We start from the raw sequence: 25,339 nt of genomic DNA on the forward strand, positions 1-25,339 counted from the left end.
TTTTTCCAGTTCAGCCTGCATCTCCATGAGTTTTTCAGCGTCATTGGTTTCCAACATTTGTTCAGAGATGGCTTGGCTTTTACTTTCTAGTTCTTCGATTTCAGATTCTAAACTTTCGATTTGTCGCATGAGTTTGCGGGCTTCTTTCTGACTTTCTTTCTGAGCCTGATAATCATTAACTGGACTTTCTTCTTTTTCTTGATTGCTAGTTGAAGCTTCCGCTGTCTGAATCGCTTCTACTTCTGCTTTCTTTTCAACATAGTAGTCGTAATCCCCAAGGTAGAGGGTTGAACCATTTTCGGACAATTCCAAAACATGAGTGGCTACACGATTGATAAAGTAACGGTCGTGACTGACGAAAAGAAGGGTCCCATCAAAGTCAATCAAGGCATTTTCTAGCACTTCCTTGCTATCAATATCCAAGTGGTTGGTCGGCTCGTCAAGAATTAAAAAGTTGTTGTTTTCCATAGAAAGTTTGGCAAGTAACAAACGAGCTTTTTCGCCACCTGACAGCATGCCAACTGATTTCTTAACATCATCTCCTGAGAAAAGGAAGGCTCCAAGTCGATTACGGATTTCAACCTCTGGTGTTAGTTTAAAATCATTCCAAAGTTCATCTAGGACACTATTGCTTGGTGTTAGCTTGCTTTGAGTCTGGTCATAGTAACCAACCTCAACATTGGCACCAAAACGCTTCTCTCCCTTGATAAAAGGGATCTGGTCCACAATAGACTTGATAAAGGTTGATTTCCCGATGCCGTTTGGTCCGACAATCGCAACAGCATTCATCTTACGAAGGTCTAGGTTGATAGGCTCTGAAAATATTTCCCCATCATAGCCAATAGCCGCATTTTCAACGGTTAAAACGACATTTCCAGACGTTTTTTCCGACTGGAAGGTCATGTTGGCTGATTTCTTGCCAGCTTCAGGCTTGTCCAAACGCTCCATTTTTTCTAGTTGTTTACGGCGAGATTGGGCACGTTTGGTCGTTGAAGCTCGGACTAGATTGCGATTGACAAAGTCTTCTAGAGCCGCGATTTCCTTCTGTTGCTTTTCATAGTTTTTTGCCTCAGTAGCTAGCTTTTGCTCCTTTAACTCAACAAAGCGAGAGTAATTACCTACATAACGATCTAAGGAATGCTTAGTCAAATCGAGTGTAACCGTCGCAACCTTATCCAAAAAGTAACGGTCGTGACTGACAATAATGAGTGCACCACTATAATTTACTAGGTAATTTTCCAACCAGGCAATGGTTTCGATATCCAAGTGGTTGGTTGGCTCGTCCAAGACCAAGAGATTTGGCTTTTCAAGGAGCATTTTAGCCAGTGCAAGACGAGTATTTTGACCACCTGAAAGCTCAGCAATTTTCATCTGCCACATAGACTCGTCAAACTTGAATCCATTCAAAATCGCTCGAATATCAGCTTCGTAAGTAAAGCCACCATCCTGGCGGAAATTCTCTGACAAACGATCATAATCCGCCATCAGTTTATCCAAATCTTCACCCGACTTTTCACCCATCTCTAATTCCATTTGACGCAGTTGTGTCTCTGCCCGACGCAAGTCATCAAAGACGTGAAGCATTTCATCATAAATGGTATTTTCAGACTCAAAACGGCTATCTTGGGCTAGGTAAGACAGAGAGATATCTTTTTTCTTATTAATTTCTCCACTAGTTGGCTCCTCTTCTCCAACCAAAATCTTTAAAAGAGTAGACTTACCTGCACCATTTTTCCCAATAAGAGCAATTCGGTCTCGTTCATCTACTTGCAGGTTGATATGTTCAAAAAGAACCTCACCAGCAAAAGATCGTTCAATTTTATTAGCTTGTAAAATAATCATATCTCTATTTTACTATCTTTTTCTCTTTTGCACAATTGCAACGAAAAAAGTTCGAGTCATAAACTCGAACCTTTCATCTTAGTATCCAATGCCTCCACGGAATGTGCGAGCCATATCTTTCAATTCATAGTTTTTAGAAGAGGTATCGATGGTCCATTTTCCATCTTTCTTAGTCATTTTAATTTCATAACCCTCTTTCTTCATGTTATCACTAGTGTCTAGAGGAGTTGAATCAAATTGACTTGGTGCATTTTCTAAAATGTATTTTTCACCAGCTTTCATAGCTTCAGAGTAGTTGCTATATTTACCTTTGTTTTCTTCGTAGAATTTACGGCTCAATTCATAAACATTCAAGTTATCCAAGTCGATTGTTTCTGGTCTAACATAAACAACAGCATAGTCTGGCAAGTATGTCTTCACCTTGTAATCAACTTTTGCTCTCTTAGCATTTGCTTTGATGTAAGCATCTGCGAATGTTCTAAGTTCTGAATCAGACGGTTTGTAGTTATAGAAGCCTTTTCCGAACGATTCTGTAAATTTCTTGATAAACTCTTCTTTATCAGCTTTCGCATCGTTTGTGAATTCAGCACTATTATCAGAAGATTTTTTATCATCAGCAAGCGCAACAACTTGTGACTTATTATCAGTAGCACTTAGGTTCGTTCCACCACCAGAACTTTCCCCATTAAGGTAAACAGCATCGACATATTTTTTCATTACATCTTTCGCTTCATCAATATTGTCTTCATACTGACTTGGATCCACCTTGATTGCTACATCGTTATTCTTTTTAGAATTTTCTTTGATGTCATCGTAAAAGCTAGGTGCAAAGTGAAGTTCATACTTAGCATTCTTATCGACTTCATACACTACATAACCAGCAACGCTCTTTCCTTTAGAAAGACTGTCACCATATGACATAAATTTCGTTTTACTGTCGCTTTCATAAACTTGAATTGGTTGTAATTTTTCATCCTTTTCATTGTATAGCGTGATATCTTGGCTAGTAAAACTAAACTGTTTATCACGATTGTTCTTGATTTCGACTTGAAGTGCAAGGTATGTTGATGATGAATCCTCATCTTTAGGCAATACATACATACCGTCTTTTACAGAAACCTCAAAGTTAGAGTTTGAAGCTGTACCATTGTCGCTTGCTTTTTTTTGAGCTCCACAGGCAACCAGTGCTAAAGCTGATAAAAGCAAGGCAGAATGCTTAAGAATTTTTTTCATAATGGATTCTCCTTTAATGATTTACTATATTTTACCATACGCAGAATAAAAATCAAAACAGAAACCAGATATTTTCAAAATATCTTAAATTTATAGAGTTTTAACTTAAATTTTTCTATCTGTTCATTTGATGCATTAAAGGATTCTTTATAAAAAGAATAGAATATAACAATATTTTTGATTTTTTTCTTCAACAAACCTACAAAATGAATTATAAACTTTCATGTTATAAAGTATCTAATAATTAATTTTCATCCCTAACTTAGTATAAGTAAGCACAGTCCCCACCATTTTCCCGCTAAAGTGCAAAAGTTAATTTCCTACATTTTAAGTTATGCTAACGTTTTACTAAAATGTCAAATCGTGATATAATGAAAGCGATTAAAGCAAATAAACAAAGGAGACACTCTATGACTTACCAAGAAAATTATCAAAAATGGGTCGATTTTGCTGACCTTCCAGACTACCTTCGTCAAGATTTAATCAATATGGACGAAAAAACAAAGGAAGATGCCTTTTATACCAATCTTGAATTTGGTACCGCTGGTATGCGTGGTTTGATCGGTGCTGGTACAAACCGCATCAATATCTACGTTGTTCGTCAAGCTACCGAAGGTTTGGCTCGTTTGATTGAGTCAAAAGGTGGAAACGAAAAAGAACGTGGTGTAGCAATTGCCTACGATAGCCGTCACTTCTCACCTGAGTTTGCCTTTGAATCTGCGGCAGTTCTTGCTAAACACGGTATCAAATCTTACGTATTTGAAAGCCTCCGTCCAACTCCAGAACTGTCATTTGCAGTTCGTCACCTCAACTGTTTTGCAGGTATCATGATTACTGCCAGCCATAACCCTGCTCCATTTAACGGTTACAAGGTTTACGGTGAAGACGGTGGACAAATGCCTCCACATGACGCGGACGCTTTGACTACTTACATTCGTGCTATCGAAAATCCATTCGCTGTGGAAGTTGCCGATGTAGAAGCGGAAAAAGCTTCTGGCTTGATTGAAGTTATCGGCGAAGCTGTTGATGCAGAATACCTTAAAGAAGTTAAAGACGTAAACATCAACCCAGCCTTGATCGAAGAATTCGGTAAAGACATGAAGATTGTCTACACACCACTTCATGGTACGGGTGAAATGTTGGCTCGTCGTGCTCTTGCTCAAGCAGGATTTGACTCTGTTCAAGTTGTTGAAGCACAAGCAACTGCTGATCCTGACTTCTCAACTGTAAAATCTCCAAACCCAGAAAGCCAAGCAGCCTTCGCCCTTGCTGAAGAACTTGGTCGTCAAGTTGGTGCAGATGTGCTTGTTGCAACTGACCCTGACGCTGACCGTGTTGGTGTTGAAGTTCTTCAAAAAGATGGTAGCTACCTTAACCTTTCAGGTAACCAAATCGGTGCTATCATGGCTAAATACATCTTGGAAGCCCACAAAAATGCTGGAACTCTTCCTGAAAATGCAGCTCTCTGCAAATCCATCGTATCAACTGACTTGGTAACGAAGATTGCTGAAAGCTACGGCGCAACCATGTTCAACGTTTTGACAGGTTTCAAATTTATCGCAGAGAAAATCCAAGAATTTGAAGAAAAACACAATCACACTTACATGATGGGATTTGAAGAAAGCTTCGGTTACTTGATTAAACCATTCGTACGTGATAAAGACGCCATCCAAGCCGTTCTTGTCGTTGCTGAGCTTGCTGCCTACTACCGTTCACGTGGTTTGACACTTGCTGACGGTATCGAAGAAATCTACAAAGAATACGGCTACTACGCTGAAAAGACTATCTCTGTTACCCTTTCTGGTGTTGATGGTGCAGAACAAATCAAGGAAATCATGGCTAAGTTCCGTAACAATGCTCCAAAAGAATGGAATGCAACAGCTATCACTGTCGTAGAAGACTTCAAGGCTCAAACTGCTACTGCTGCTGATGGTACTGTTACAAACTTGACAACTCCTCCAAGTGATGTGTTGAAATATACACTTGCTGACGGTTCATGGATTGCAGTTCGCCCTTCAGGTACAGAACCAAAAATCAAATTCTACATTGCTGTTGTGGGTGAAAGCAATGAAGATTCACAAGCTAAGATTGCCAACATCGAAGCAGAAATCAATGCCTTTGTTAAATAAGAAATTATAAAAGATGAGACCAACCAATCTCATCTTTTTTTCGTATCAAATCTAAGCATTTTTAGAAACTTTATGGCATACTAGACTTATCAATGAAAGCGAGGTAATCTCATGGAACAATTTTTAGAAAACATCAAAGACCTTGAAGTCACTACAGTTGCGCGTGCGCAAGAAGCACTTGATAAGAAAGAAACTGCAACCTTCTTTGTTGGTCGCAAAACTTGCCCTTACTGCCGTAAATTTGCTGGCACATTGGCAGGTGTCGTAGCTGAAACTAAAGCCCACATCTACTTCATCAACAGTGAAGAACCAAGCCAACTCAATGAATTGCAAGAATTCCGCTCACGTTATGGAATTCCAACCGTACCAGGATTTGTTCACATTGCAGATGGCCAAATCAAGGTCCGTTGCGACTCTTCTATGTCTGCACAAGAAATCAAGGAATTTGCTGGATTGTAAAAAAGCCACTCGTCGAGTGGTTTTTGTATGGTCTAAATTACTTTTTTTCAAGCAAGTCTTGTATCATTCTATGCAGTTCTTCTATCTTTTCAGATTGTTTCTCTAGTAAGATCCTTTGACTCCGTAATTCGTCTTGGAGGTTATCAAGTTTTATCTGCTCATCTGGATTATCCTTTACAAAAAAGTTTGTCAAGGCACTCGTTAACATCCCTATTGTGCCAATACCAACAAGCATTAGTAAAACAGCTAACCACTTCCCAAAAATAGATTCAGGAACAATATCCCCATAACCAACAGTTGTTACCGTTACCAGCGCCCACCAAAGACTATCAGAAAAAGATTTTTCTTCAACAACAGATAAAATTGAACTCCCTACCAGTACAATAAAGGAATTGAGATAAAAAATATAAAGTAAGCCATTTGTCCGTAAGAGTTTGCTTACCTTCTTTCCCAGCTTTCCAGTTAACCCTACGATCCTTAAAAGACGAGTCAGTTTTAGTAATTTTGTCAACCTTGCTAGGCGGAAGATACGTCCTAAACGAAATACTGTAAAAATAGCATTTAAAGGAAGAATAGCTAACAGATCAAAGATATTTTCAAGTATAAATCTCCATTTTTCTTTACTTGAAAAGAACCGCCAACCATAATCTACTACAAAAACAAACCAAATCAGTAAGTCAATAATACTGTATGGAGGACTGTCTAAATCAATCATCTCAGCAAATCCAAGCAAAACAAGGACAACAGATATCAATGCAAGTATGATAATCGTTGTGTCATAATAATCCTTTAATAACCATTTTCTCTTCACACTTCTACTCCTTTAGTTATTTTTATCATTATACCACACTAAAACCCTGACAAAGTACAAAACAAAAGAAGGCACTCGCCTTCTTTTTTATATATCTGTCAATGGTGTTGCAGTATCTGGTGAGGTATCATAAACCTTAAAGTCTACTCCGACTCCCAGATCCGCTTGGGCTAGCTGGTTGACCATGGTCATATGAGCTAGTTCTTTGATATTGTTCTCTTTAGACAAATGCCCAAGATAGATTTTCTTTGTTCGATTTCCCATTGCACGAATCATAGCCTCAGCACCGTCTTCATTAGAAAGGTGACCGAGATCAGATAGGATTCGCTGTTTGAGACGCCAAGCATAAGATCCTGCTCTCAAAATCTCTACATCGTGGTTGGATTCGATGAGATAACCGTCTGCATTTTCGACTATTCCTGCCATACGGTCACTAACATAACCTGTATCGGTCAACATGACGAAGCTCTTGTCGTCTTTCATAAATCGGTAAAACTGTGGTGCTGCTGCATCATGGCTAACACCAAAACTCTCAATGTCGATATCCCCAAAGGTTTTGGTTCTACCCATTTCAAAGATATGCTTTTGCGAAGAATCCACCTTGCCGAGGTACTTACTATTTTCCATAGCCTGCCAGGTCTTTTCATTAGCGTAAAGATCCATACCATATTTACGAGCCAAGACACCGACTCCGTGGATATGGTCTGAATGCTCATGCGTAATCAAAATCGCATCCAGATCTTCAGGTTTGCGATTAATTTCAGCTAGCAGACTAGTAATTTTCTTACCAGACAAGCCTGCATCCACTAGGATTTTCTTTTTTGGGGTTTCCAGATAAAAGGAATTTCCACTGGAACCTGACGCTAAAATACTGTATTTAAAGCCTTTTTCACTCATTCTAGTCTTCTATTTCGTCCTCCCATATTTCTTCTTTTACGGCATCCTTATCATAAGGGAGCACGATGGTAAAGGTCGATCCCTTACCGTATTCACTTTTGGCCCATATAAAACCATTGTGTTGTTTGATGATTTCTTTAGCGATGGCCAGACCTAGACCAGTTCCACCTTGGGCCCGGCTTCTTGCACGATCCACACGGTAAAAGCGGTCAAAAATCTTCGGCAAATCTTGCTTTGGAATACCTAGACCTTGGTCTTTGATAGATAAAATCATTTGGTCGTCTGTGGTCTTCATGCTGACAGTGATTTTTCCACCATCTGGTGAGTACTTGATGGCATTGTTAAGAATATTATCAATCACCTGAGTCATCTTATCGGTATCAATCTCGATCCAAACTGAATTAATAGGGTAATCTCTGACAAGCTCATATTTTTTCTCGTCATCCTGACTTCTCATCTTATCAAAGCGGTTGAGAATAAAGGTGATGAAGGCTGTAAAATTAATCAATTCCACATCTAACTGAGTGGTTGCATTATCAATACGAGATAGATGTAAGAGATCTGTCACCATCCGCATCATACGGTTGGTTTCATCGAGTGAAACCTTGATAAAATCAGGAGCAACAGGATCATACAGAGCTCCCTCATCCAAGGCTTCGAGATAAGATTTAACACTGGTCAAAGGAGTTCGCAACTCGTGACTCACGTTCGAAACAAAGAGTCTTCGCTCACGCTCTTCCTTCTCCTGTTCGGTCGTATCATGTAAAACGGCAACCAAACCAGAGATGAAACCTGACTCACGGCGAACCAGAGCAAAACGTACACGAAGGCTTAGATATTCACCATTCACATCCTGGGAGTCAATCGTCAACTCAGGAATCTGTGTAATTAGATCACGCAGCTCATACTCATCTTCTATCTTAAGCAATTCGAGGATGCTTTTATTCAGAACATCTTCTTTCTGCACACCGAGCTGTTTCTTGGCCATATCGTTGATCATGGTAATCTGGCCACGGCGATTGGTCGCAAGAACGCCATCTGTCATGTAAGAAAGAATACTGTTCAATCGTTTACTCTCTTGTTCCAGATTTTCTTGGGTCAAACGAATAACTTCTGATAAATCGTTCAGATTATTGGTGATATTGGTGATTTCTGTACTTCCTTGCAAGTCCAAAACTTGAGAATAATCACCTGCAATCAAGTCCTTAACCTTTTGATTTATCTCCTTTAGACGGATATTATCCCGACGATTTTCCAGTAACAGCAAGGTCACCACCAAGATAAAACCAAGTAAAATCAAGATAAAGATAAAATCGCTGGTCAGAATAGTTTGTCTAATATCTTCAATCATTATTTCTCATATAGTATCCAACACCACGACGTGTGAGAATGTACTCTGGACGACTTGGAGTGTCTTCTATTTTCTCACGCAAGCGTCTAATGGTCACGTCCACAGTACGAACATCACCAAAATAGTCATAACCCCATACAGTCTCAAGCAAGTGTTCACGCGTAATCACTTGACCAATATGAGATGCCAAGTGATACAAGAGTTCAAACTCACGGTGGGTCAAATCTAACTCCTCACCATATTTCTTAGCCACGTAAGCATCTGGAACGATTTCCAAATCACCGATTTGTAACGGTTGCGCCTTCTTCTCATCAGACTCTTGGCTATCCACAGAAACTAGGTCTGTACGACGAAGCAGAGCCTTAACACGTGCTTGCAACTCACGGTTTGAGAAAGGCTTTGTAACATAATCATCTGCACCTAACTCTAAACCAATAACCTTGTCAAACTCGCTATCCTTAGCTGAGAGCATGATAATCGGCACGCTACTAGTCTTACGAATAGATTTAGCCACTTCTAAACCATCAATTTCAGGTAGCATCAAGTCGAGAATAATAATATCTGGTTGCTCTGCTTCAAATAACTCGATTGCCTCACGACCATTGAAGGCTGTAACAACTTCATAACCTTCCTTGACCATATTAAACTTAATAATATCTGAGATTGGTTTCTCATCATCTACAATTAATATTTTTTTCATTTTATCACCTTTTCTTTATCTATTATAACAAAAAAATGTAAAGAAGGCACAAATGGCTACTGTAAGCCTTCATCTTCAAAACTTGTTTTATAAGCCTGCCAAATTTTTTGTTGAGGCTTCGCAAGTGGATAATCAGAAAACTCCTGAGGAGAAACCCAGCGAATTTCTCTGTCCGAAAACTGTTTTGTTTCCAACACTTGACCAGCTAGGATTTGAATATGCCATTTCCGATGACTAAATACATGCTTGACCTGGTCAAATACTTGCTGGGACCAATTCACTTCTAAATCATAATCCTGCTCAAAGTTTTCTTGAGGGCTTGGTCCAAATGCTCTGCTTTCCTCTTTGACTTGTGAAAAGAGATCTAGCTGATCGTCATCACTTGAGAAATCATCAACTTCGATCAAAGGGAAGTGCCAAAAACCGGCTAGTAGTTTCTCGCTTTCATTTTTCTCTAGTAAATATTGCCCACGGTCATTGCGTACAACTAAAGCCTTGAGATAAATTGGGAGAGGTTTTTTCCTGGGTTCTTTAATCGGATATACATCCATAGTTCCGTTCTGATAGGCTGCGCTAAAGTCCTTAACAGGGCTTTCTTCTGGTCGAGGGTTAACTGGAGCCTCTATGTCAGACCCTAAATCCATCAGAGCTTGGTTAAAGTCACCTGGTCGTTTCGGGTCAATCAAGATTTCCATCATTGCCTGAAAAATTTTGCGATTGCTGGGAACTCCGATATCATGATTAACCTCAAACAAGCGTGCCAAAACCCGCATGACATTGCCATCAACCGCTGGCTCAGGCAAATTAAAAGCGATACTGGAAATAGCTCCCGCAGTGTAAGGGCCAATCCCTTTTAAACTAGAAATTCCTTCATAGGTGTTTGGAAATTGACCCCCAAAGTCAGCCATAATCTGCTGGGCTGCAGCCTGCATATTGCGTACGCGGGAATAATAGCCCAAACCTTCCCATGCTTTCAGTAAACGCTCCTCAGGGGCATTGGCCAGACTTTCAACAGTTGGAAACCAGTCCAAGAATCGTTCGTAGTATGGAATAACTGTATCCACTCTGGTCTGCTGAAGCATGATTTCAGATACCCAGATATGATAAGGATTTTTACTTCTCCGCCAAGGCAAATCTCGCTTGTTTTCATCATACCAGTTGAGGAGTTTTTCACGAAAAGAAATAATCTTCTCCTCCGGCCACATGACGATACCGTATTCTTTCAAATCTAACATATATCTAGTATAACATAGAAGCTTCTAACTGTCCTTTTCTCAGTACTAAAAAGCCTCTTCCCATGGGAAAGAGGACTAAATCTTATTGATGAACTGCTTGAGCTGCTGTGATAAGGGTCAACTTGTACACATCATCTGCATTACATCCACGAGAAAGGTCGTTAACTGGTTTGTTCAATCCTTGCAAAACAGGTCCGACAGCCGCAAAACCACCGAGACGTTCTGCCATCTTGTACCCAATATTTCCTGCTTCGATACCTGGGAAGACAAAGACATTTGCTTGACCAGCTACATTACTTCCTGGAGCTTTAAGAGCTGCAGTTTCAGGAACAAAGGCAGCGTCAAATTGCAACTCACCATCAATCTCAAGGTCGGGACGCAAGTCGTGAGCAATTTTTGTAGCTTCCACTACCTTATCAACACTTTCACCAAAACCTGAACCTTTAGTAGAATAGCTTAGCATAGCAATTTTAGGTTCAATACCAAACATTTTAGCTGTGATTGCTGAATTGATCGCAATTTCAGCCAAAGCTTCTGCATCTGGATTGATGTTAATGGCACAGTCTCCAAATAGGTAACGTTCCGTACCACGAACCATGAGGAAAGCACCTGAAGTACGAGTTACATTTGGACGAGTTTTGATAATTTGAAGGGCTGGGCGAACTGTTGAGGCAGTTGAGTGAATCGCACCAGATACCATACCGTCAACCAAGCCCAAGTAGACTAGCATCACACCAAAGTAGTTGACATCTTCAACCAAAACTTTGCGCGCTTCTTCTTCAGTCATTTTGCCCTTACGACGCTCTACCAAAGCAGCAACCATTTCTTCGAATTGAGGATAATGTTGAGGATCAATCACTTCATAACCATCCATGATCCCTTCGATTTCGAGATAAATTTTAATTTTTTCAGGGTTTCCGAGCAAAACAGGGATTACTTCTGTTTCTTTTACCAAGCGTTTTGTTGCTTGAAGAATACGTGGCTCTTCCCCTTCAGGGAGAACGATACGAGCATTTTTGCCAACTAGGTTGGCTTTGAGATTTTCAAAAACTTCCATGAGTTTTCTCCTTTAAGAAAATAAATTATACTCCAAATAGATTTTAAAGAGTATTAGTTGATAACTGAGTAATAAGATTGCTGAAATCATCCGGTAAGGGGCTTTCTAGTTGCAAATCTTGCTCTAGAAAGGGATGATAAAAAGATAAATAATGACAATGCAAGGCCTGGCGTTGAATCCCATCGTCTAGGCCGCCTCCATAGAGATCGTCTCCCAACAAAGGAAAACCAATATGAGAAAAATGCACTCGGATTTGGTGGGTTCGCCCAGTATGCAGGCGAATATCAACTAGGTGAATATTTCCATAGGACGCTACAACTTTGTAAGACGTATGAGCGTATTTCCCACCTTTGGCAACCCGTCTCGTGATAATAGAATCTTCATCACGCGCAATCGGGGCAATAATCTCCCCCTCTGGCTCCAAGTCACCATCTCCTTTAACAAGTGCAAAATACCTTTTTTCGATAGACTTTCGTTGCAGTTGCTTGTCTAATCGTGCATGAGCATAACCGTGCTTGGCAAAGAGCATCAAACCAGATGTATCTCTATCAAGCCTAGTCACGATGTGAACTTGCTGGTTTTCATATTCTTGCTTAACATAGTAGCCCTTGATAAAATTAGCAATGGTATTGGAATGATTGACACTGGGGATGGAAGCTACTCCATAAGGTTTATTCAAAACCAGAAAATGGTCATCCTCATAGAGAACATCCAGTGGACGCTCAATTGCTTCAAGACTCTCAAACCCTTCCTCCGCTGGAATGTCAATAGTTACCCTGTCTCCAATATCTAAGAGATAAGTCGCATTTTGTGGTTGGTCATTGACCAGAATAGCCCCGCCTCGAAACTTAATCTTAGCCAAAAGTCCCTTAGAAACCTCATGTTTCTTGAGGAAAGTTTTAACTTTGACGTGCTCATCTGCGGTAAATTCGAACCTCATTCATCCACCTCGCCGATGAAGGCATCTTTGACACGATTCCAGAAACTAGTATGACTTGGTGTCGCTACGAAGTGAATCTTGTGATGGTCGATTTGATACTCAATCCGTTCGATATTACGGAAGGAATAGACGCTGTTATCGACTGATATCGTGTGGTAATCATTGCGTGTCGGCAAGAGCTCAATCTTATCTTTTTTGGGAATAATGATTGATGAACCCAAAGTGCGATAGACTCGGTTGTTAAGACTTGCTATTTCCGTCAACTGTAAGGCTTCAATGGTCGGATGCAAAACAGCTCCACCCAAGGATTTGTTGTAGGCAGTACTTCCCGTCGGCGTTGAAACAGTCACTCCATCTCCACGAAATCGCTCGAACGGAACATGGTTAATGATGATATCCGCAACCATGGTGCGGTCTGATCGACGGATGCTGGCTTCATTTAAAGCACGGAAGATTTTCACCTCTCCATTTTCAAGCGTTACCTTAACATTCAAGACCGGATAAGAAACTTTGGCACCAGTATCTAGTAAAAGATTGGTCACCAATTGATCCAGCTCAAAATCACGATAATCTGTGTAAAATCCTAAATGCCCTGTATGAACACCTACAAATCGAACCTTGTCTAACTGATTCTCATACTTGTGAAAGGCAGACAAAAGCATCCCGTCACCACCAATGGAAATGACGATATCGGGATTGGTATCGTTCAGTATAAAATGTTGTTTCTTGAGTTTTTCCCTCAGCTCATGCAAGACCTTCTGACTCTGAGGTTTTCTATTTGCTATGAGGTCAACTCGTTTACCTGTATTCTTCATCTGTATCGTCACTATTTCCTACACCATCGTTTAATTTTCTGCTCAATGGATCAAAGAGAGCCTGCGCTTCCTGGATATCGTCACGAATCTTACCCATTTCTTCATCCAGTTGATAGGCTATTTTCGCTGTGATTTCCAGTCTTTTCCTGATTTCTTCTGGAAAATCACCCTGATACTTATAATTGAGCGAGTGTTCAATCGTAGCCCAAAAATTCATGGCTAAAGTCCGTATTTGAATTTCTGCCAAAATCGTCTTAGCTCCGTTGATCGTATCAACCGTGTACTCGACAACCACGTGATAAGAACGATAGCCCGAAGCCTTACGATGAGTGATATAATCTCGTTCCTGAACGATTCTCATATCTTGGCGTTTACGTAGAATCTCAACTACCTCTTTGACGTCATCAACAAACTGGACCATGACACGTAAACCAGCAATATCTTGCAAGTCATTTTCTAAAGTTGCATAAGTAATTCCTCGACGAGCCATCTTTTCTTTGATACTTTCAATCGGTTTGACACGACCCGTTACAAACTCGATCGGAGAATGCTTATTTTGCTTACGATACTGTTTGCGAATTCCCCGAAGTTTAATCTTCAATTCACCAACAGCCTGAATGTAAGGATCTAAAAATTCTTCCCATTCTATGGTCATACTTTCTCCCTTGTAATGTTTGATTGCTCTGTCGAAAATCTTTGATTTTTTCAGTACATTCGTATACAATAAATACATTGTCCATTATACCATAAATCGCTTTCAAAGATATAGAAAAGGTTGAAAAAATGAAACATTTAGAAATAGAATTGAAAACACTTCTGAAAAAAGAGGAATATGATCATCTAAAAAAACAGTTTTCCCATATCCAACCCGTTCTTCAGAAGAACTACTACATTGACACACCAGATTTCCAATTGCATGAAAAGAAGGTTGCCATGCGCATTCGCACTTTTGCAGATTGGGCGGAATTGACCTTAAAAGTACCTCAAACTGTAGGAAATATGGAATACAACCAGAAACTAACTCTTCCAGAAGCTGAATCGTACCTCGAAAAACAAAAACTACCTCCAGGGCTCGTTCTAGAGAAACTCGCTAAGATTGGCATCGAAAGCCATGACTGGCTTGTTCTAGGCTGCCTTTCCACTCTACGTTATGAAATGAAAGCTGAGATTGGCTTAATGGCCTTAGATGAAAGTCGATACTTTGACCAGATGGACTATGAACTCGAGCTTGAAGTCACCGACCATGAAAAAGGGAAAGAAGATTTTCAGAGATTTTTAGATGAAAATCAGATTACTTATCAGAAAGCTCCATCAAAATTAATTCGTTTTATTAAAAGCATGAAAAAAAGCTGAAATAATCTCCTTTTTTTGGTAAAATAGAAAAGATAAAAATAAAAGAATCTGGCTTTGAAAAACAAAACTTTCTCAGAGAAGATTCGCAAAGTTTACAGAGGACGGTCTATAATGTCAGATAGAAACAACATGAAACTTTTCACCCTAAACTCTAACCATGAAATCGCTCAAAAGATTGCGGATACAGTTGGTGTACCTCTCGGGAAGTTATCCTCTCGACAATTTTCTGACGGCGAAATCCAGGTCAACATTGAAGAAAGTGTCCGTGGTTACGATGTCTACATCATCCAGTCAACCAGCTACCCTGTTAGCAACCACTTGATGGAGTTGTTGATCATGGTTGATGCTTGTGTACGTGCAAGTGCTCATAGTATCAACGTTGTCCTTCCTTACTTTGGTTATGCGCGTCAGGACCGTATCGCTTCTTCTCGCGAACCCCTCACTGCAAAACTAGTTGCCAATATGCTTGTCAAAGCTGGTGTAAGCCGTGTTCTAACACTTGACCTCCATGCTGTTCAGGTCCAAGGTTTCTTTGACATTCCTGTAGACAATCTTTATACTGTTCCTCTATTTGCTAAGCACTACTGTGATAAAGGTCTTCTTGGCTCTGATGTCGTTGTTGTTAGTCCAAAGAACTCTGGTGTTAAACGTGCACGTAGTTTGGCTGAATACCTTGATGCTCCTATCGCTATCATTGACTACGCCCAAGATGATTCTGATCGTAACGAAGGCTATATCATTGGGGATGTTGAAGGCAAAAAGGCTATCTTGATTGACGACATCCTAAATACTGGTCGTACATTCTCTGAAGCAGCCAAAATCGTTGAACGTGAAGGCGCAACTGAGATTTATGCAGTATCCAGTCACGGTTTATTTGTTGAAGGTGCAGCAGATCTTCTTGACGCTACAAACATCAAAGAAATCCTCGTGACGGACTCAGTAGCAACCAAAGAAAGAACTCCAGAAAATGTATGTTACATTACTGCTAGCGAATTAATCGGAGATGCTATCGTCCGCATCCATGAAAGAAAACCAGTCAGCCCACTCTTTGCTTACAACAAAAAGAAATAAGGTGATTCTTTGATTTATTTGGACAATGCTGCTACGACTCCTATGTCAGCAGTAGCTATTTCTGAAATGACTAAGGTCATGCAAGAAACTCATGGTAATCCTTCTAGTATTCATAGCCATGGTCGGCAGGCTGGCAAACTCTTGCGAGAAGCTCGTCAGGACTTAGCCCTCTTACTAGGAACCAAACCTCAACATATCTTTTTTACATCTGGCGGTACAGAAAGTAATAATACAGCCATTATCGGCTATTGTCTCCGTCATCAAAATCGTGGAAAACATATCATCACGACAGCTATTGAACACCATTCTGTGCTTGAGACTATCGATTATCTGGTACAACATTTTGGTTTTGAAGCGACCATCATCCAACCAGTAAATCAAGAAATCACTGCGCAGCAGATTCAAGAAGCTTTACGTGACGATACCATTCTCGTTTCCACCATGTATGCTAATAATGAAACAGGTAGTCTCTTACCTATCGCTGAGATTGGACGTATTTTAAAAGAACATCCTGCTGCTTATCATGTTGATGCTGTTCAAGCTATCGGAAAAATCCCTATCCATCCTGAAGAATTAGGAATTGATTTCCTTAGCGCTTCTGCCCACAAATTCCATGGACCAAAAGGAGTTGGCTTTCTTTATGCTTCTTCCACGGGCTTTGATTCCTACCTTCACGGTGGAGACCAAGAACAAAAGAAACGGGCTGGAACAGAAAATCTCGCTGCCATTGTAGGTATGGTCGCTGCTCTCAAAGAGGATTTAAATAACCAAGCTAAGCATTACCAAAAACTAAGCGCACTCAAATCTGCTTTTTTAGAAGAAATTGCTGATTTAGACTACTATCTCAATGAAAGTCAAGACCAACTGCCTTATGTTTTGAATATCGGTTTTCCTGGTCAGAAAAATGATTTGCTTTTACTTCGGTTAGACCTTGAGGGAATTTCAATTTCTACCGGTTCCGCTTGTACTGCTGGTATTGTGCAAACCAGTCATGTGCTTGAAGCATTTTATGGACCAGATTCACATCGATTGAAAGAATCTGTCCGTATCAGTCTCTCTCCTCTTAACACTGAGGAGGAACTGAAACAACTCGCACAAACCTTAAAAAATATTATTGGAGATTAATCTAATGGCATTCGAAAAAACCATTAAACTACAAAACTGCCGCTACGACTATACACTTAGCCCAACTGTCAAAAAGTTCACACTGAAAGACAATACTTTCTTTGAAACAAAAGTTGGAAACTTCGAACTGACTCGTCTACTTGAAAAAGTACCCAACAGTGGTGAAGGTTTCAACCTAAAAATCATCATCAATAAAGACCTTACAGGTGCTAAACTCAACATCACTGACAAATCTGGCCTTCGTTTGGTGAATATCTTTAAATCAGAAGATCACCATATTCACCAAGAAAAATTCTACTTCCTCATGGACAGTTTAGTAGAACGCGGTATCTTCACTAAAGAAGAAAGATAATTGACTATGTATCGACTTACCTATCAAGATAACTATCACGTAGAACGTACACTTGAATATAAGGATTACGAAGAGCTTATGTTATCTCTATCAGGCTGTGTGACCCTACCTGATACTCACCTTATCATTCAGCTCCTTAACGCTGAATGATAAGGTGATTTATCAAGGATTGGTTGGCGATCTCTACCGTTTTCTATCACAAGCTCATTTTTCAGATAAAAACTAAGAAATTTCTTAGTTTTTTCTTGTTTTTGTTGATTTTTTCACAATGTTTCTATAAAATAGAAGAATAGAAAGGTTGTGATTTTGTGAAAGATAAACAGTCTGCTATTCCAAAAGCAACAGCAAAAAGACTCTCTCTTTACTACCGAATTTTCAAGAGATTTCATGCAGAAAAAATCGAACGTGCCAACTCCAAGCAAATTGCAGAGGCTATCGGTATCGATTCTGCGACCGTTCGTCGGGATTTTTCCTATTTTGGCGAGCTAGGTCGTCGTGGTTTTGGTTACGATGTCAAAAAATTGATGAATTTTTTTGCTGATCTCCTAAATGATAACTCCATCACCAATGTTATGTTGGTTGGGATTGGTAATATGGGGCATGCCCTTCTCCACTACCGCTTCCACGAGCGTAACAAGATGAAAATTATCATGGCCTTTGACCTAGATGACCATCCAGAAGTTGGGAGCCAGACACCTGATGGAATTCCAATCTATGGTATCTCACAGATTAAAGAAAAAATCAAAGAAGCAGATGTCAAAACTGCTATCCTAACAGTTCCAAGTGTTAAATCACAAGAAGTTGCCAATCTTTTGGTTGATGCTGGTATAAAAGGTATTCTCAGCTTTTCCCCTGTTCACCTTCACCTCCCAAAAGATGTGGTCGTTCAGTATGTTGATTTGACAAGTGAACTCCAAACCCTCCTCTATTTTATGCGTAAAGAGGATTAGAAAGCGAAAGCATTTATGAAAAAACCAGTTATTGGGATTACAGGAAATGAAAAAACTCATCCAGATGATGACATCATGATGAGCTATGCAGCGAAGGGATTTATTGAAGGAGTCAAGGACGCTGGCGGAATTCCAATCATCCTACCGATTGGTGATCAAGAAATGGCTGCCTATTACATCAGTATCATTGATAAGCTCATCCTAACGGGTGGGCAAAATGTTGATCCAAAATACTATGGTGAACCAAAGGCTATTGATAGTGATGACTACCACCTTCAAAGAGATATTTTTGAACTAGCACTTATCAAAGAAGCGATTAAGCAAAAGAAGCCAATTTTCTCTGTTTGTCGGGGTACTCAACTTTTCAATGTCGCCATGGGAGGCACGCTTCACCAAGATATTGAGGATCATTGGCAGGACTGTTCAGCCGAATACACTACCCAACGCCTCGTAACGGAACCTGATACCATTCTCCGAGAAATCTATGGAGAAATCTCTCACATCAACTCCTTCCACCACCAGAGCATTAAAGATCTAGCCTCAAATCTTAAGGTTGTAGCACATGATCCTAAAGATGGAATCATTGAGGCTGTGACCACTACGGACGGCTTTCCTTATCTTGGTGTTCAATGGCATCCTGAATTTCTCTTTGAGAATCGCCCCAAAGATAAAATGCTATTTGACTATGTTGTTAACGAACTCTAGGACTTATAAATAGGTTATTAAATCATGAATGAAATTAAAATACCTTCTACTCATGAGATTTTGAGAGATATAGAAGCTAATGTTTTCATATCTTATAAGAAAAAGGAAGCTAATCTTTTCTTATCAAACAATGAAAAAGAAATAAGTGTTTGCTTTCATCTTTCTAATCTCTATAGACTTTTAACAGCGGAAAGTTACCAATCTTTTTCTAAGAATAAAGAGAATTTCGATAAACTATCTCAAAAAGAAAAAGAAAAACAGCTGAAAGAAATGTCTAAAAAGGCAAAACTATTTTGTAAAAAGGCAGATGCCAAACTAAAAAGTAAATTTCATTCAAGTCTTTACTTTTACAGAGATATTCTTATTCATAAAAAAAGATATTATAAAATCGAAGATTTCAATTCGATTGTCAACTTTATCGTTCAAGAAAATTTACTTGTACCCACGATAAAACCTCTTCCTGTTATCAATATGGCAGAAGTAGATTCCTATGTTTTAAAAGTGATTGAGTAAGATCATGTGTAATCTTAAATCAAATCCGTCTTTTCACGGTAACTAAAGTAATCCGAGTGAGAGACAATCAGATGATCCAGAAACACAATTCCCATCAGTTCGCAGGCTTCCTTGACTAGTTTAGTGACATGGTTGTCGTTTCGACTAGGAGATACAGCACCGGATGGATGATTGTGAACGAGAATCACTGAGGTAGCCATATGCTTGAGGGCATAGTGAAGGATTTCCCTCGGTTCAGCAATGCTGCGTGTCGCAGATCCGATAAAAATAGTTTGCTGATGGATGATTTGATTTTGAGTATTGAGATAGAGCGCCACTAGGTGCTCTTGTTTTTTGTCGCCAAGTTCCTGTTGCATTTTCTTGGCTAGCTTTTGACTACTGAGAATACTTTCCATCTCAAGGGTTTCATGTTTGTGAATGCGGTGTCCCAGTTCAATCACTGCTTGTAGTTCAATGGCTTTAATCCGTCCAATACCAGACAGACTCTGCAATTCCTGCAGGGTCATATTTTTCAGATCAGTTAGACTGTTAAGACTATTCAAGACTCTCTGGGCAATTTCAAAGACATTAGCCTGACGCGTTCCTGTTCTGAGCAAAATAGCTAACAACTCTTGATTGCTTAGAGCCTCTACTCCTTCTTTAACTAGTCTTTCTCTAGGCAAGAGCGAATCTTCTTGGAATGAAATACTGTACATAAAAATCCTCCTCACTTTATTATTCGTGAGGAGGATGAAAAATTAGATTTTTTTCTCAATTGGAGCAACGCTGGCTAGGAGTTTTTTAAGTCCTACTTCTGGGAAGTTAATTTTCAGTTCCTGAGTATCACCGCTACCAGAGACTTCCAGAACAGTTCCCTCTCCCCATTTCTTGTGAAGGGCAATATCCCCAATAGACCAGTTGGTATCGCTTGAATCTTTTTTATTTCCGGATGTAAACTGTCCAAACGGAAGACCACTTGACTGGATAGAGCTTGGTGCAGCATTGCGTTTCCGTTCTTGAAGGGCCTGAGCTAAGCTCATACCTTGACCGAAAGCAATCCCACCACTGCTATAAGAGGCTTTAAAGCTAGTATTCGCTGGACGGGCCAAACCTTGATACTCGAGCAAGTCCGAACTGATCTCATTGATGAAACGTGTTGGACGGTTATAATTTGTACGACCGAAAAGCAAGCGAGAGTTGGCATTGGTCAGATAGAGGATCTTTTCTGCTCGTGTGATACCGACATAGGCCAAACGGCGTTCTTCTTCCAGTTCATCTGGATCTTCAGCTGCACGGCTAAGGGGAAAGACATTCTCCTCCATCCCAATAATAAAGACAACTGGGAACTCGAGTCCTTTCGCTGCATGGAGGGTCATTAAGGTTACTTCAGATGTCTCCTGACTGCCTGTATCCGTATCCGCAATCAAGGCTAAGTCATTCAGGAAACGACTGAGTTTATCCAAACCTGTTTCTTCTTCTTGACTATCAGGATTGTCATCAAAGTTCTTGGTAACAGATAGGAACTCTTCGATATTTTCAACACGAGCCTTGCTCTCTAAGGTTGCTTGGGCATTGAGAATATCGATATAACCAGTTTTTTCTAGAACAGCCTCCACCAGCTCGGTGATAGTTAATTGATCCAGTTTTTCTCGCAAATCCAAGATCATATTGGCAAAGTCCCAAATTGACTGTGCTGCTTTTCCTTTGATGCCAGACAACATAATATTAGCTGAAGCATCCAGCATAGACATCTCTTGCATATTCGCAAAATCACGGATTTTCTCAACGGTTCCTGGGCCAATTCCACGTTTTGGTTCGTTAATAATGCGCTCAAAACTGATATTGTCACTTAAATTAGCAATAAGATTAAGGTAGGCGATAATATCACGGATTTCCTTACGGCTGTAGAACTTGGTCCCTCCGACCATAGTATAAGGAATATTGGACTTAAGCAGTGCTTCCTCAATAGTACGGGATTGCGCATTAGTCCGATAAAGAACTGCAAAATCCTTGTGGAGGAAGTTTTGACTACGACCAAGTTCATCAATGGTTTTGGCTACAAAAACAGCCTCATCCTGTTCGTCATTTGCGCGATAATAAACGATTTGCTCCCCATCGGCATTCTGGGTCCAGAGATTCTTGGGGCGACGGTTTTTATTGTTTTTGATGACGTCATTGGCTGCTTGGAGAATGGTTTTGGTTGAACGGTAATTTTCCTCTAGCAAAACTACCTTGGCTTGAGGATAATCTTTCTCGAAATCCAAGATATTCTGCATATCAGCCCCACGCCAACCATAGATAGATTGGTCTGCATCACCGACCACGCAGATGTTTTTAAAGCGTGAAGCCAAGAGTTTGACCAATTGATACTGGGCATGGTTGGTATCTTGGTACTCATCAACATGAATGTACTGGAACTTCTGCTGATAGTAGGTCAAGACATCAGGATTCTGATCAAAGAGACGCAAAGTCAACATAATCAAATCATCAAAGTCAACGGACTCAGACTGACGAAGCTCCTTTTGATAAGCTGTATAACACTGAGCTACGATTTGCGTGTACATATCACCAGCTTGAGCAGCATAAGCCACATCATCAATCAAGTCATTCTTGGCATTGGAAATAGTTCCCAAAATAGTCCGTTCATTCCATTTTTTAGGATCCAAGTTCAACTGCTTGAGAATGCGTTTCATGAGAGTACGTTGCTCACCAGGATCTACAATAGTGAAATTCCGATTGTAGCCAATATGATCCGCATCGCGACGCAGGATACGAACACACATGGAGTGAAAGGTCGCAATCAGACAGTCCTGAGTAGCTGGATTAAGCCCATAGGCACGCTCCTTCATCTCACGAGCAGCCTTATTGGTAAAGGTAATGGCCAAGATATTCCAAGGATTGACCATCTTTTCATCAATCAAGTAGGCGATTCTGTGAGTTAAAACACGAGTCTTTCCAGAACCAGCCCCCGCCATGATTAACAAGGGCCCTTCTGTCGTTTGCACCGCCTCAGCTTGACGGTCATTCATTCCATTCAATAATGCGTTCATTTTCTCTTCCTTACTCTTGAAGTCAATGTTTCTATTATATCAGAAATTAGAGAAAATATCTTTAGCTAGACTGATTGCGTCTAGAAAGTAACTCTATTATCAGCTGAAGACAACTCCTCATATCTAGACAAGAAAATGAGCTTGGAAAACTTTTCCAAACTCATTTAGAATCAATTAATCTATTAGAACAAACCTAGAACTGTTCCATCGCTTTCAACATCCATATTAAGAGCGGCTGGACGTTTTGGAAGACCTGGCATGGTCATAACATCACCAGTTAGGGCAACGATGAAGCCTGCACCTAATTTTGGTACCAATTCACGAATGGTAATTTCAAAGTTTTCTGGAGCTCCAAGTGCATTTGGATTATCAGAGAAACTATATTGCGTTTTAGCCATACAGATTGGCAATTTGTCCCATCCGTTTTGAACGATTTGGGCAATTTGCGTTTGGGCTTTTTTCTCAAAGTTCACTTTGCTACCACGGTAGATCTCAGTAACAATCTTTTCAATCTTTTCTTGAACAGAAAGTTCATTGTCATAAAGACGAGTGTAGTTGGCTGGATTTTCAGAGATAGTCTTGACAAGCGTTTCGGCAAGTGTTACACCACCTTCTGCGCCATCAGCCCAGACACTAGCCAATTCTACTGGTACATCGATTGAGGCACAAAGTTCCTTCAAGGCTGCGATTTCAGCCTCTGTATCAGAAACAAATTCATTGATAGCTACAACTGCTGGAATACCGAACTTACGGATGTTCTCAACGTGGCGTTTCAAGTTAGCAAAACCTGAACGAACTGCTTCTACATTTTCCTCTGTCAAAGCGTCCTTAGCTACACCACCATTCATCTTAAGGGCACGAAGGGTTGCGACGATGACAACTGCATCTGGAGATGTTGGCAAGTTTGGTGTCTTGATATCAAGGAATTTCTCAGCACCAAGGTCTGCACCAAAACCAGCTTCAGTAACAGTATAGTCAGCCAAGCGAAGGGCTGTGCTTGTTGCCAAAACAGAGTTACATCCATGAGCAATATTGGCAAAAGGACCACCGTGTACAAAGGCAGGTGTACCGTAAATTGTCTGAACCAAGTTTGGCTTAATAGCATCTTTCAAAATCAATGCTAATGCTCCCTCAACCTGTAAATCACCAACAGTAACTGGTGTACGGTCATAGTGATAGCCAATAACGATGCTAGCCAAGCGCTTTTTCAAATCTTCAATATCAGTCGCCAAGCAAAGAATGGCCATGATTTCTGAAGCGACGGTAATATCGAAACCATCCTCACGTGGAATACCGTTTAGAGGACCACCAAGTCCAACGGTCACATGACGAAGGGCACGGTCATTCAAGTCCACAACACGTTTCCAAAGAATACGACGTTGGTCGATTCCCAGCTCATTTCCTTGGTGTAAGTGGTTGTCAATCAAGGCAGAAAGAGCGTTGTTAGCAGTGGTAATGGCATGCATATCTCCGGTAAAGTGAAGGTTGATGTCTTCCATTGGCAACACTTGGGCATAACCACCACCGGCTGCACCACCCTTAATCCCCATTACTGGGCCAAGAGACGGTTCGCGGATAGCAATCATGGTTTTCTTGCCGATTTTGTTTAAGGCGTCTGCCAGACCAATGGTAATGGTAGACTTCCCTTCACCTGCAGGTGTTGGATTGATAGCAGTTACCAAGATCAATTTCCCAACTGGATTGCTCTCAACTGCACGAATTTTATCAAAGCTGAGTTTAGCCTTATACTTCCCGTACAATTCCAAATCGTCGTAAGAAATACCAAGTTTCTCAACAACATCAACGATTGGCTTCAACTCAATACTCTGTGCGATTTCAATATCTGTTTTCATTCAAAACTCCTCTAGCCTCTAATTTGATAATTTATTATAACACAAAACAAGATTTTTAACATCCATAAACTCTCTAAACGTTCGTAAATATCCTGAATTTCAAGATTTTTAGGGATCTTTTAAAAATTTTATATGGCTTTATAGTTATAAACTATAGTGTAGCTTTGTTTTAGCAAAATTTTATCGCTTTCATTTTACTTACTGTTTATTTTTGTGTACAATAGTGCTATGAAAATTTTAGTCACGTCAGGCGGTACCAGTGAAGCTATCGATAGTGTCCGCTCTATTACTAACCATTCTACAGGTCGCTTGGGGAAAATCATCACGGAGACCTTGCTGGCGGCAGGGCATGAAGTTTGTTTGATAACGACAAAACGAGCTCTGAAGCCAGAAGCTCATCCCAACCTAAGCATTCGAGAAATTAATAATACCAACGACCTTCTAGTTGTGATGCAAGAACTTGTTAAGGAATATCAGGTCTTAATCCACTCAATGGCTGTGTCTGACTACACTCCTGTTTATATGACGGGGCTTGAGGAGGTACAGGCTAGCCCTAATTTAGAAGAATTTTTAAGCAAGCAGAATCATCAAGCTAAGATTTCTTCAACTGATGAAGTTCAGGTCTTATTCCTGAAAAAAACACCCAAAATCATCTCTTTGGTCAAAGAATGGAACCCTGCCATTCATCTGATTGGTTTCAAACTATTGGTTGATGTCTCTGAGGATTATCTCATTGAGATTGCTAGAAAAAGTCTTATCAAGAACCAAGCAGACTTAATCATCGCAAATGACCTGACTCAAATTTCAGCAAACCAGCATCAAGCAATCTTTGTTGAGAAAGAGGAACTCCAAACCGTTCAAACCAAAGAGGAAATAGCAAATCTCCTCCTTGAAAAAATTCAAGCATACGATTCATAGA

Annotated in this window: 24 protein-coding genes and 1 pseudogene; 11 read left to right on the forward strand and 14 right to left on the reverse strand. The window is 40.2% G+C overall.

Annotated elements, in window-relative coordinates; genetic code table 11:
* On the reverse strand, positions 1-1,842 hold a 1,842-nt coding region (gene abc-f, locus HMPREF3057_RS08400), incomplete at its 3' end, for a ribosomal protection-like ABC-F family protein (RefSeq protein ID WP_070697224.1).
* Between the two features lie 78 nt (positions 1,843-1,920).
* Positions 1,921-3,075, reverse strand: a complete 1,155-nt coding sequence (locus HMPREF3057_RS08405) for a DUF4352 domain-containing protein (RefSeq protein WP_049479330.1) — start codon at positions 3,073-3,075, stop codon at positions 1,921-1,923.
* 410 nt (positions 3,076-3,485) lie between these two features.
* Here HMPREF3057_RS08405 and HMPREF3057_RS08410 point away from each other — a divergent pair, with 410 nt between their 5' ends.
* Together HMPREF3057_RS08410 and HMPREF3057_RS08415 are read left to right on the forward strand one after the other, a co-directional pair.
* Entirely contained in the window at positions 3,486-5,204 is a 1,719-nt protein-coding gene (locus HMPREF3057_RS08410; protein ID WP_042902233.1) for a phospho-sugar mutase, read from the forward strand.
* A 111-nt stretch (positions 5,205-5,315) separates the two neighbouring features.
* Positions 5,316-5,663 carry a DUF6568 family protein gene (locus HMPREF3057_RS08415; RefSeq protein WP_049478214.1) on the forward strand — a complete coding sequence of 116 codons (348 nt, stop codon included), beginning with the start codon at positions 5,316-5,318 and terminating at the stop codon, positions 5,661-5,663.
* Positions 5,664-5,700: 37 nt separating this feature from the next.
* Here HMPREF3057_RS08415 and HMPREF3057_RS08420 read toward each other — a convergent pair whose 3' ends face one another.
* The 9 genes from HMPREF3057_RS08420 to HMPREF3057_RS08460 form a co-directional block, all read right to left on the reverse strand.
* Complete coding sequence (locus HMPREF3057_RS08420) at positions 5,701-6,474, reverse strand: potassium channel family protein (RefSeq protein WP_070657627.1); 774 nt, start codon at positions 6,472-6,474, stop codon at positions 5,701-5,703.
* A gap of 87 nt (positions 6,475-6,561) precedes the next feature.
* Positions 6,562-7,371: an MBL fold metallo-hydrolase gene (locus tag HMPREF3057_RS08425; protein WP_049478213.1), complete on the reverse strand. Its 810-nt coding sequence runs from the start codon at positions 7,369-7,371 to the stop codon at positions 6,562-6,564.
* A gap of 1 nt (position 7,372) precedes the next feature.
* Positions 7,373-8,722 carry a cell wall metabolism sensor histidine kinase VicK gene (gene vicK, locus HMPREF3057_RS08430; RefSeq protein WP_000568720.1) on the reverse strand — a complete coding sequence of 450 codons (1,350 nt, stop codon included), beginning with the start codon at positions 8,720-8,722 and terminating at the stop codon, positions 7,373-7,375.
* Complete coding sequence (yycF, locus tag HMPREF3057_RS08435; protein WP_049478212.1) at positions 8,715-9,422, reverse strand: response regulator YycF; 708 nt, start codon at positions 9,420-9,422, stop codon at positions 8,715-8,717. The genes vicK and yycF overlap by 8 nt, the downstream gene beginning before the upstream one ends.
* A gap of 56 nt (positions 9,423-9,478) precedes the next feature.
* A complete protein-coding gene (mutY, locus tag HMPREF3057_RS08440) occupies positions 9,479-10,657 on the reverse strand; it encodes an A/G-specific adenine glycosylase (protein WP_049478211.1) in 1,179 nt (392 codons plus the stop codon).
* A gap of 82 nt (positions 10,658-10,739) precedes the next feature.
* Positions 10,740-11,714, reverse strand: coding sequence for a phosphate acetyltransferase (gene pta, locus HMPREF3057_RS08445; RefSeq protein WP_049479333.1), 975 nt, complete (start codon positions 11,712-11,714; stop codon positions 10,740-10,742).
* Positions 11,715-11,757: 43 nt separating this feature from the next.
* Positions 11,758-12,654, reverse strand: a complete 897-nt coding sequence (locus HMPREF3057_RS08450) for an RluA family pseudouridine synthase (protein WP_049479334.1) — start codon at positions 12,652-12,654, stop codon at positions 11,758-11,760.
* Positions 12,651-13,469 (reverse strand): NAD kinase, encoded by an 819-nt coding sequence (locus HMPREF3057_RS08455; RefSeq protein WP_000799063.1) that lies wholly within the window; start codon positions 13,467-13,469, stop codon positions 12,651-12,653. Before HMPREF3057_RS08455 ends, HMPREF3057_RS08450 begins: the two co-directional genes overlap by 4 nt.
* Positions 13,453-14,124 carry a GTP diphosphokinase gene (locus tag HMPREF3057_RS08460; protein ID WP_007516769.1) on the reverse strand — a complete coding sequence of 224 codons (672 nt, stop codon included), beginning with the start codon at positions 14,122-14,124 and terminating at the stop codon, positions 13,453-13,455. Before HMPREF3057_RS08460 ends, HMPREF3057_RS08455 begins: the two co-directional genes overlap by 17 nt.
* Positions 14,125-14,252: 128 nt before the next feature.
* Between HMPREF3057_RS08460 and HMPREF3057_RS08465 the strand changes: the two genes are divergently transcribed.
* The 8 genes and pseudogenes from HMPREF3057_RS08465 to HMPREF3057_RS08500 all read left to right on the forward strand — a co-directional run bounded on the left by HMPREF3057_RS08465 (position 14,253) and on the right by HMPREF3057_RS08500 (position 19,538).
* The gene (locus HMPREF3057_RS08465; RefSeq protein ID WP_049478208.1) at positions 14,253-14,822 is read left to right on the forward strand and encodes a CYTH domain-containing protein; all 570 of its coding nucleotides are present in this window, start codon (positions 14,253-14,255) and stop codon (positions 14,820-14,822) included.
* A gap of 111 nt (positions 14,823-14,933) precedes the next feature.
* A complete protein-coding gene (locus tag HMPREF3057_RS08470; protein WP_001283843.1) occupies positions 14,934-15,893 on the forward strand; it encodes a ribose-phosphate diphosphokinase in 960 nt (319 codons plus the stop codon).
* A gap of 9 nt (positions 15,894-15,902) precedes the next feature.
* Positions 15,903-17,018, forward strand: coding sequence for a cysteine desulfurase family protein (locus HMPREF3057_RS08475; protein ID WP_070697226.1), 1,116 nt, complete (start codon positions 15,903-15,905; stop codon positions 17,016-17,018).
* 4 nt (positions 17,019-17,022) lie between these two features.
* On the forward strand, positions 17,023-17,370 hold the full coding sequence (locus HMPREF3057_RS08480) for a DUF1831 domain-containing protein (RefSeq protein ID WP_000863524.1): 348 nt from the start codon (positions 17,023-17,025) through the stop codon (positions 17,368-17,370).
* Positions 17,371-17,376: 6 nt separating this feature from the next.
* Positions 17,377-17,596: pseudogene (locus tag HMPREF3057_RS08485) on the forward strand (DUF4649 family protein).
* 82 nt (positions 17,597-17,678) lie between these two features.
* A complete protein-coding gene (locus tag HMPREF3057_RS08490) occupies positions 17,679-18,320 on the forward strand; it encodes a redox-sensing transcriptional repressor Rex (protein ID WP_000653409.1) in 642 nt (213 codons plus the stop codon).
* A 15-nt stretch (positions 18,321-18,335) separates the two neighbouring features.
* The gene (locus tag HMPREF3057_RS08495) at positions 18,336-19,025 is read left to right on the forward strand and encodes a gamma-glutamyl-gamma-aminobutyrate hydrolase family protein (protein ID WP_070697228.1); all 690 of its coding nucleotides are present in this window, start codon (positions 18,336-18,338) and stop codon (positions 19,023-19,025) included.
* A gap of 24 nt (positions 19,026-19,049) precedes the next feature.
* On the forward strand, positions 19,050-19,538 hold the full coding sequence (locus HMPREF3057_RS08500; protein ID WP_049490636.1) for a hypothetical protein: 489 nt from the start codon (positions 19,050-19,052) through the stop codon (positions 19,536-19,538).
* 14 nt (positions 19,539-19,552) lie between these two features.
* Here HMPREF3057_RS08500 and radC read toward each other — a convergent pair whose 3' ends face one another.
* From radC to HMPREF3057_RS08515, 3 genes are all read right to left on the reverse strand, one after another.
* Positions 19,553-20,233: a RadC family protein gene (radC, locus tag HMPREF3057_RS08505; protein ID WP_000286945.1), complete on the reverse strand. Its 681-nt coding sequence runs from the start codon at positions 20,231-20,233 to the stop codon at positions 19,553-19,555.
* Between the two features lie 42 nt (positions 20,234-20,275).
* Entirely contained in the window at positions 20,276-22,567 is a 2,292-nt protein-coding gene (gene pcrA, locus HMPREF3057_RS08510) for a DNA helicase PcrA (RefSeq protein WP_070697230.1), read from the reverse strand.
* A gap of 182 nt (positions 22,568-22,749) precedes the next feature.
* Positions 22,750-24,420 (reverse strand): formate--tetrahydrofolate ligase, encoded by a 1,671-nt coding sequence (locus HMPREF3057_RS08515; protein WP_070697232.1) that lies wholly within the window; start codon positions 24,418-24,420, stop codon positions 22,750-22,752.
* 228 nt (positions 24,421-24,648) lie between these two features.
* Here HMPREF3057_RS08515 and coaB point away from each other — a divergent pair, with 228 nt between their 5' ends.
* Entirely contained in the window at positions 24,649-25,338 is a 690-nt protein-coding gene (gene coaB, locus HMPREF3057_RS08520) for a phosphopantothenate--cysteine ligase (RefSeq protein WP_049490643.1), read from the forward strand.
* The last annotated feature ends 1 nt before the right edge of the window (position 25,339 follow it).

The organism is Streptococcus sp. HMSC072D05, from assembly GCF_001815805.1.
In the GTDB taxonomy this organism is placed as follows: Bacteria; Bacillota; Bacilli; order Lactobacillales; family Streptococcaceae; genus Streptococcus.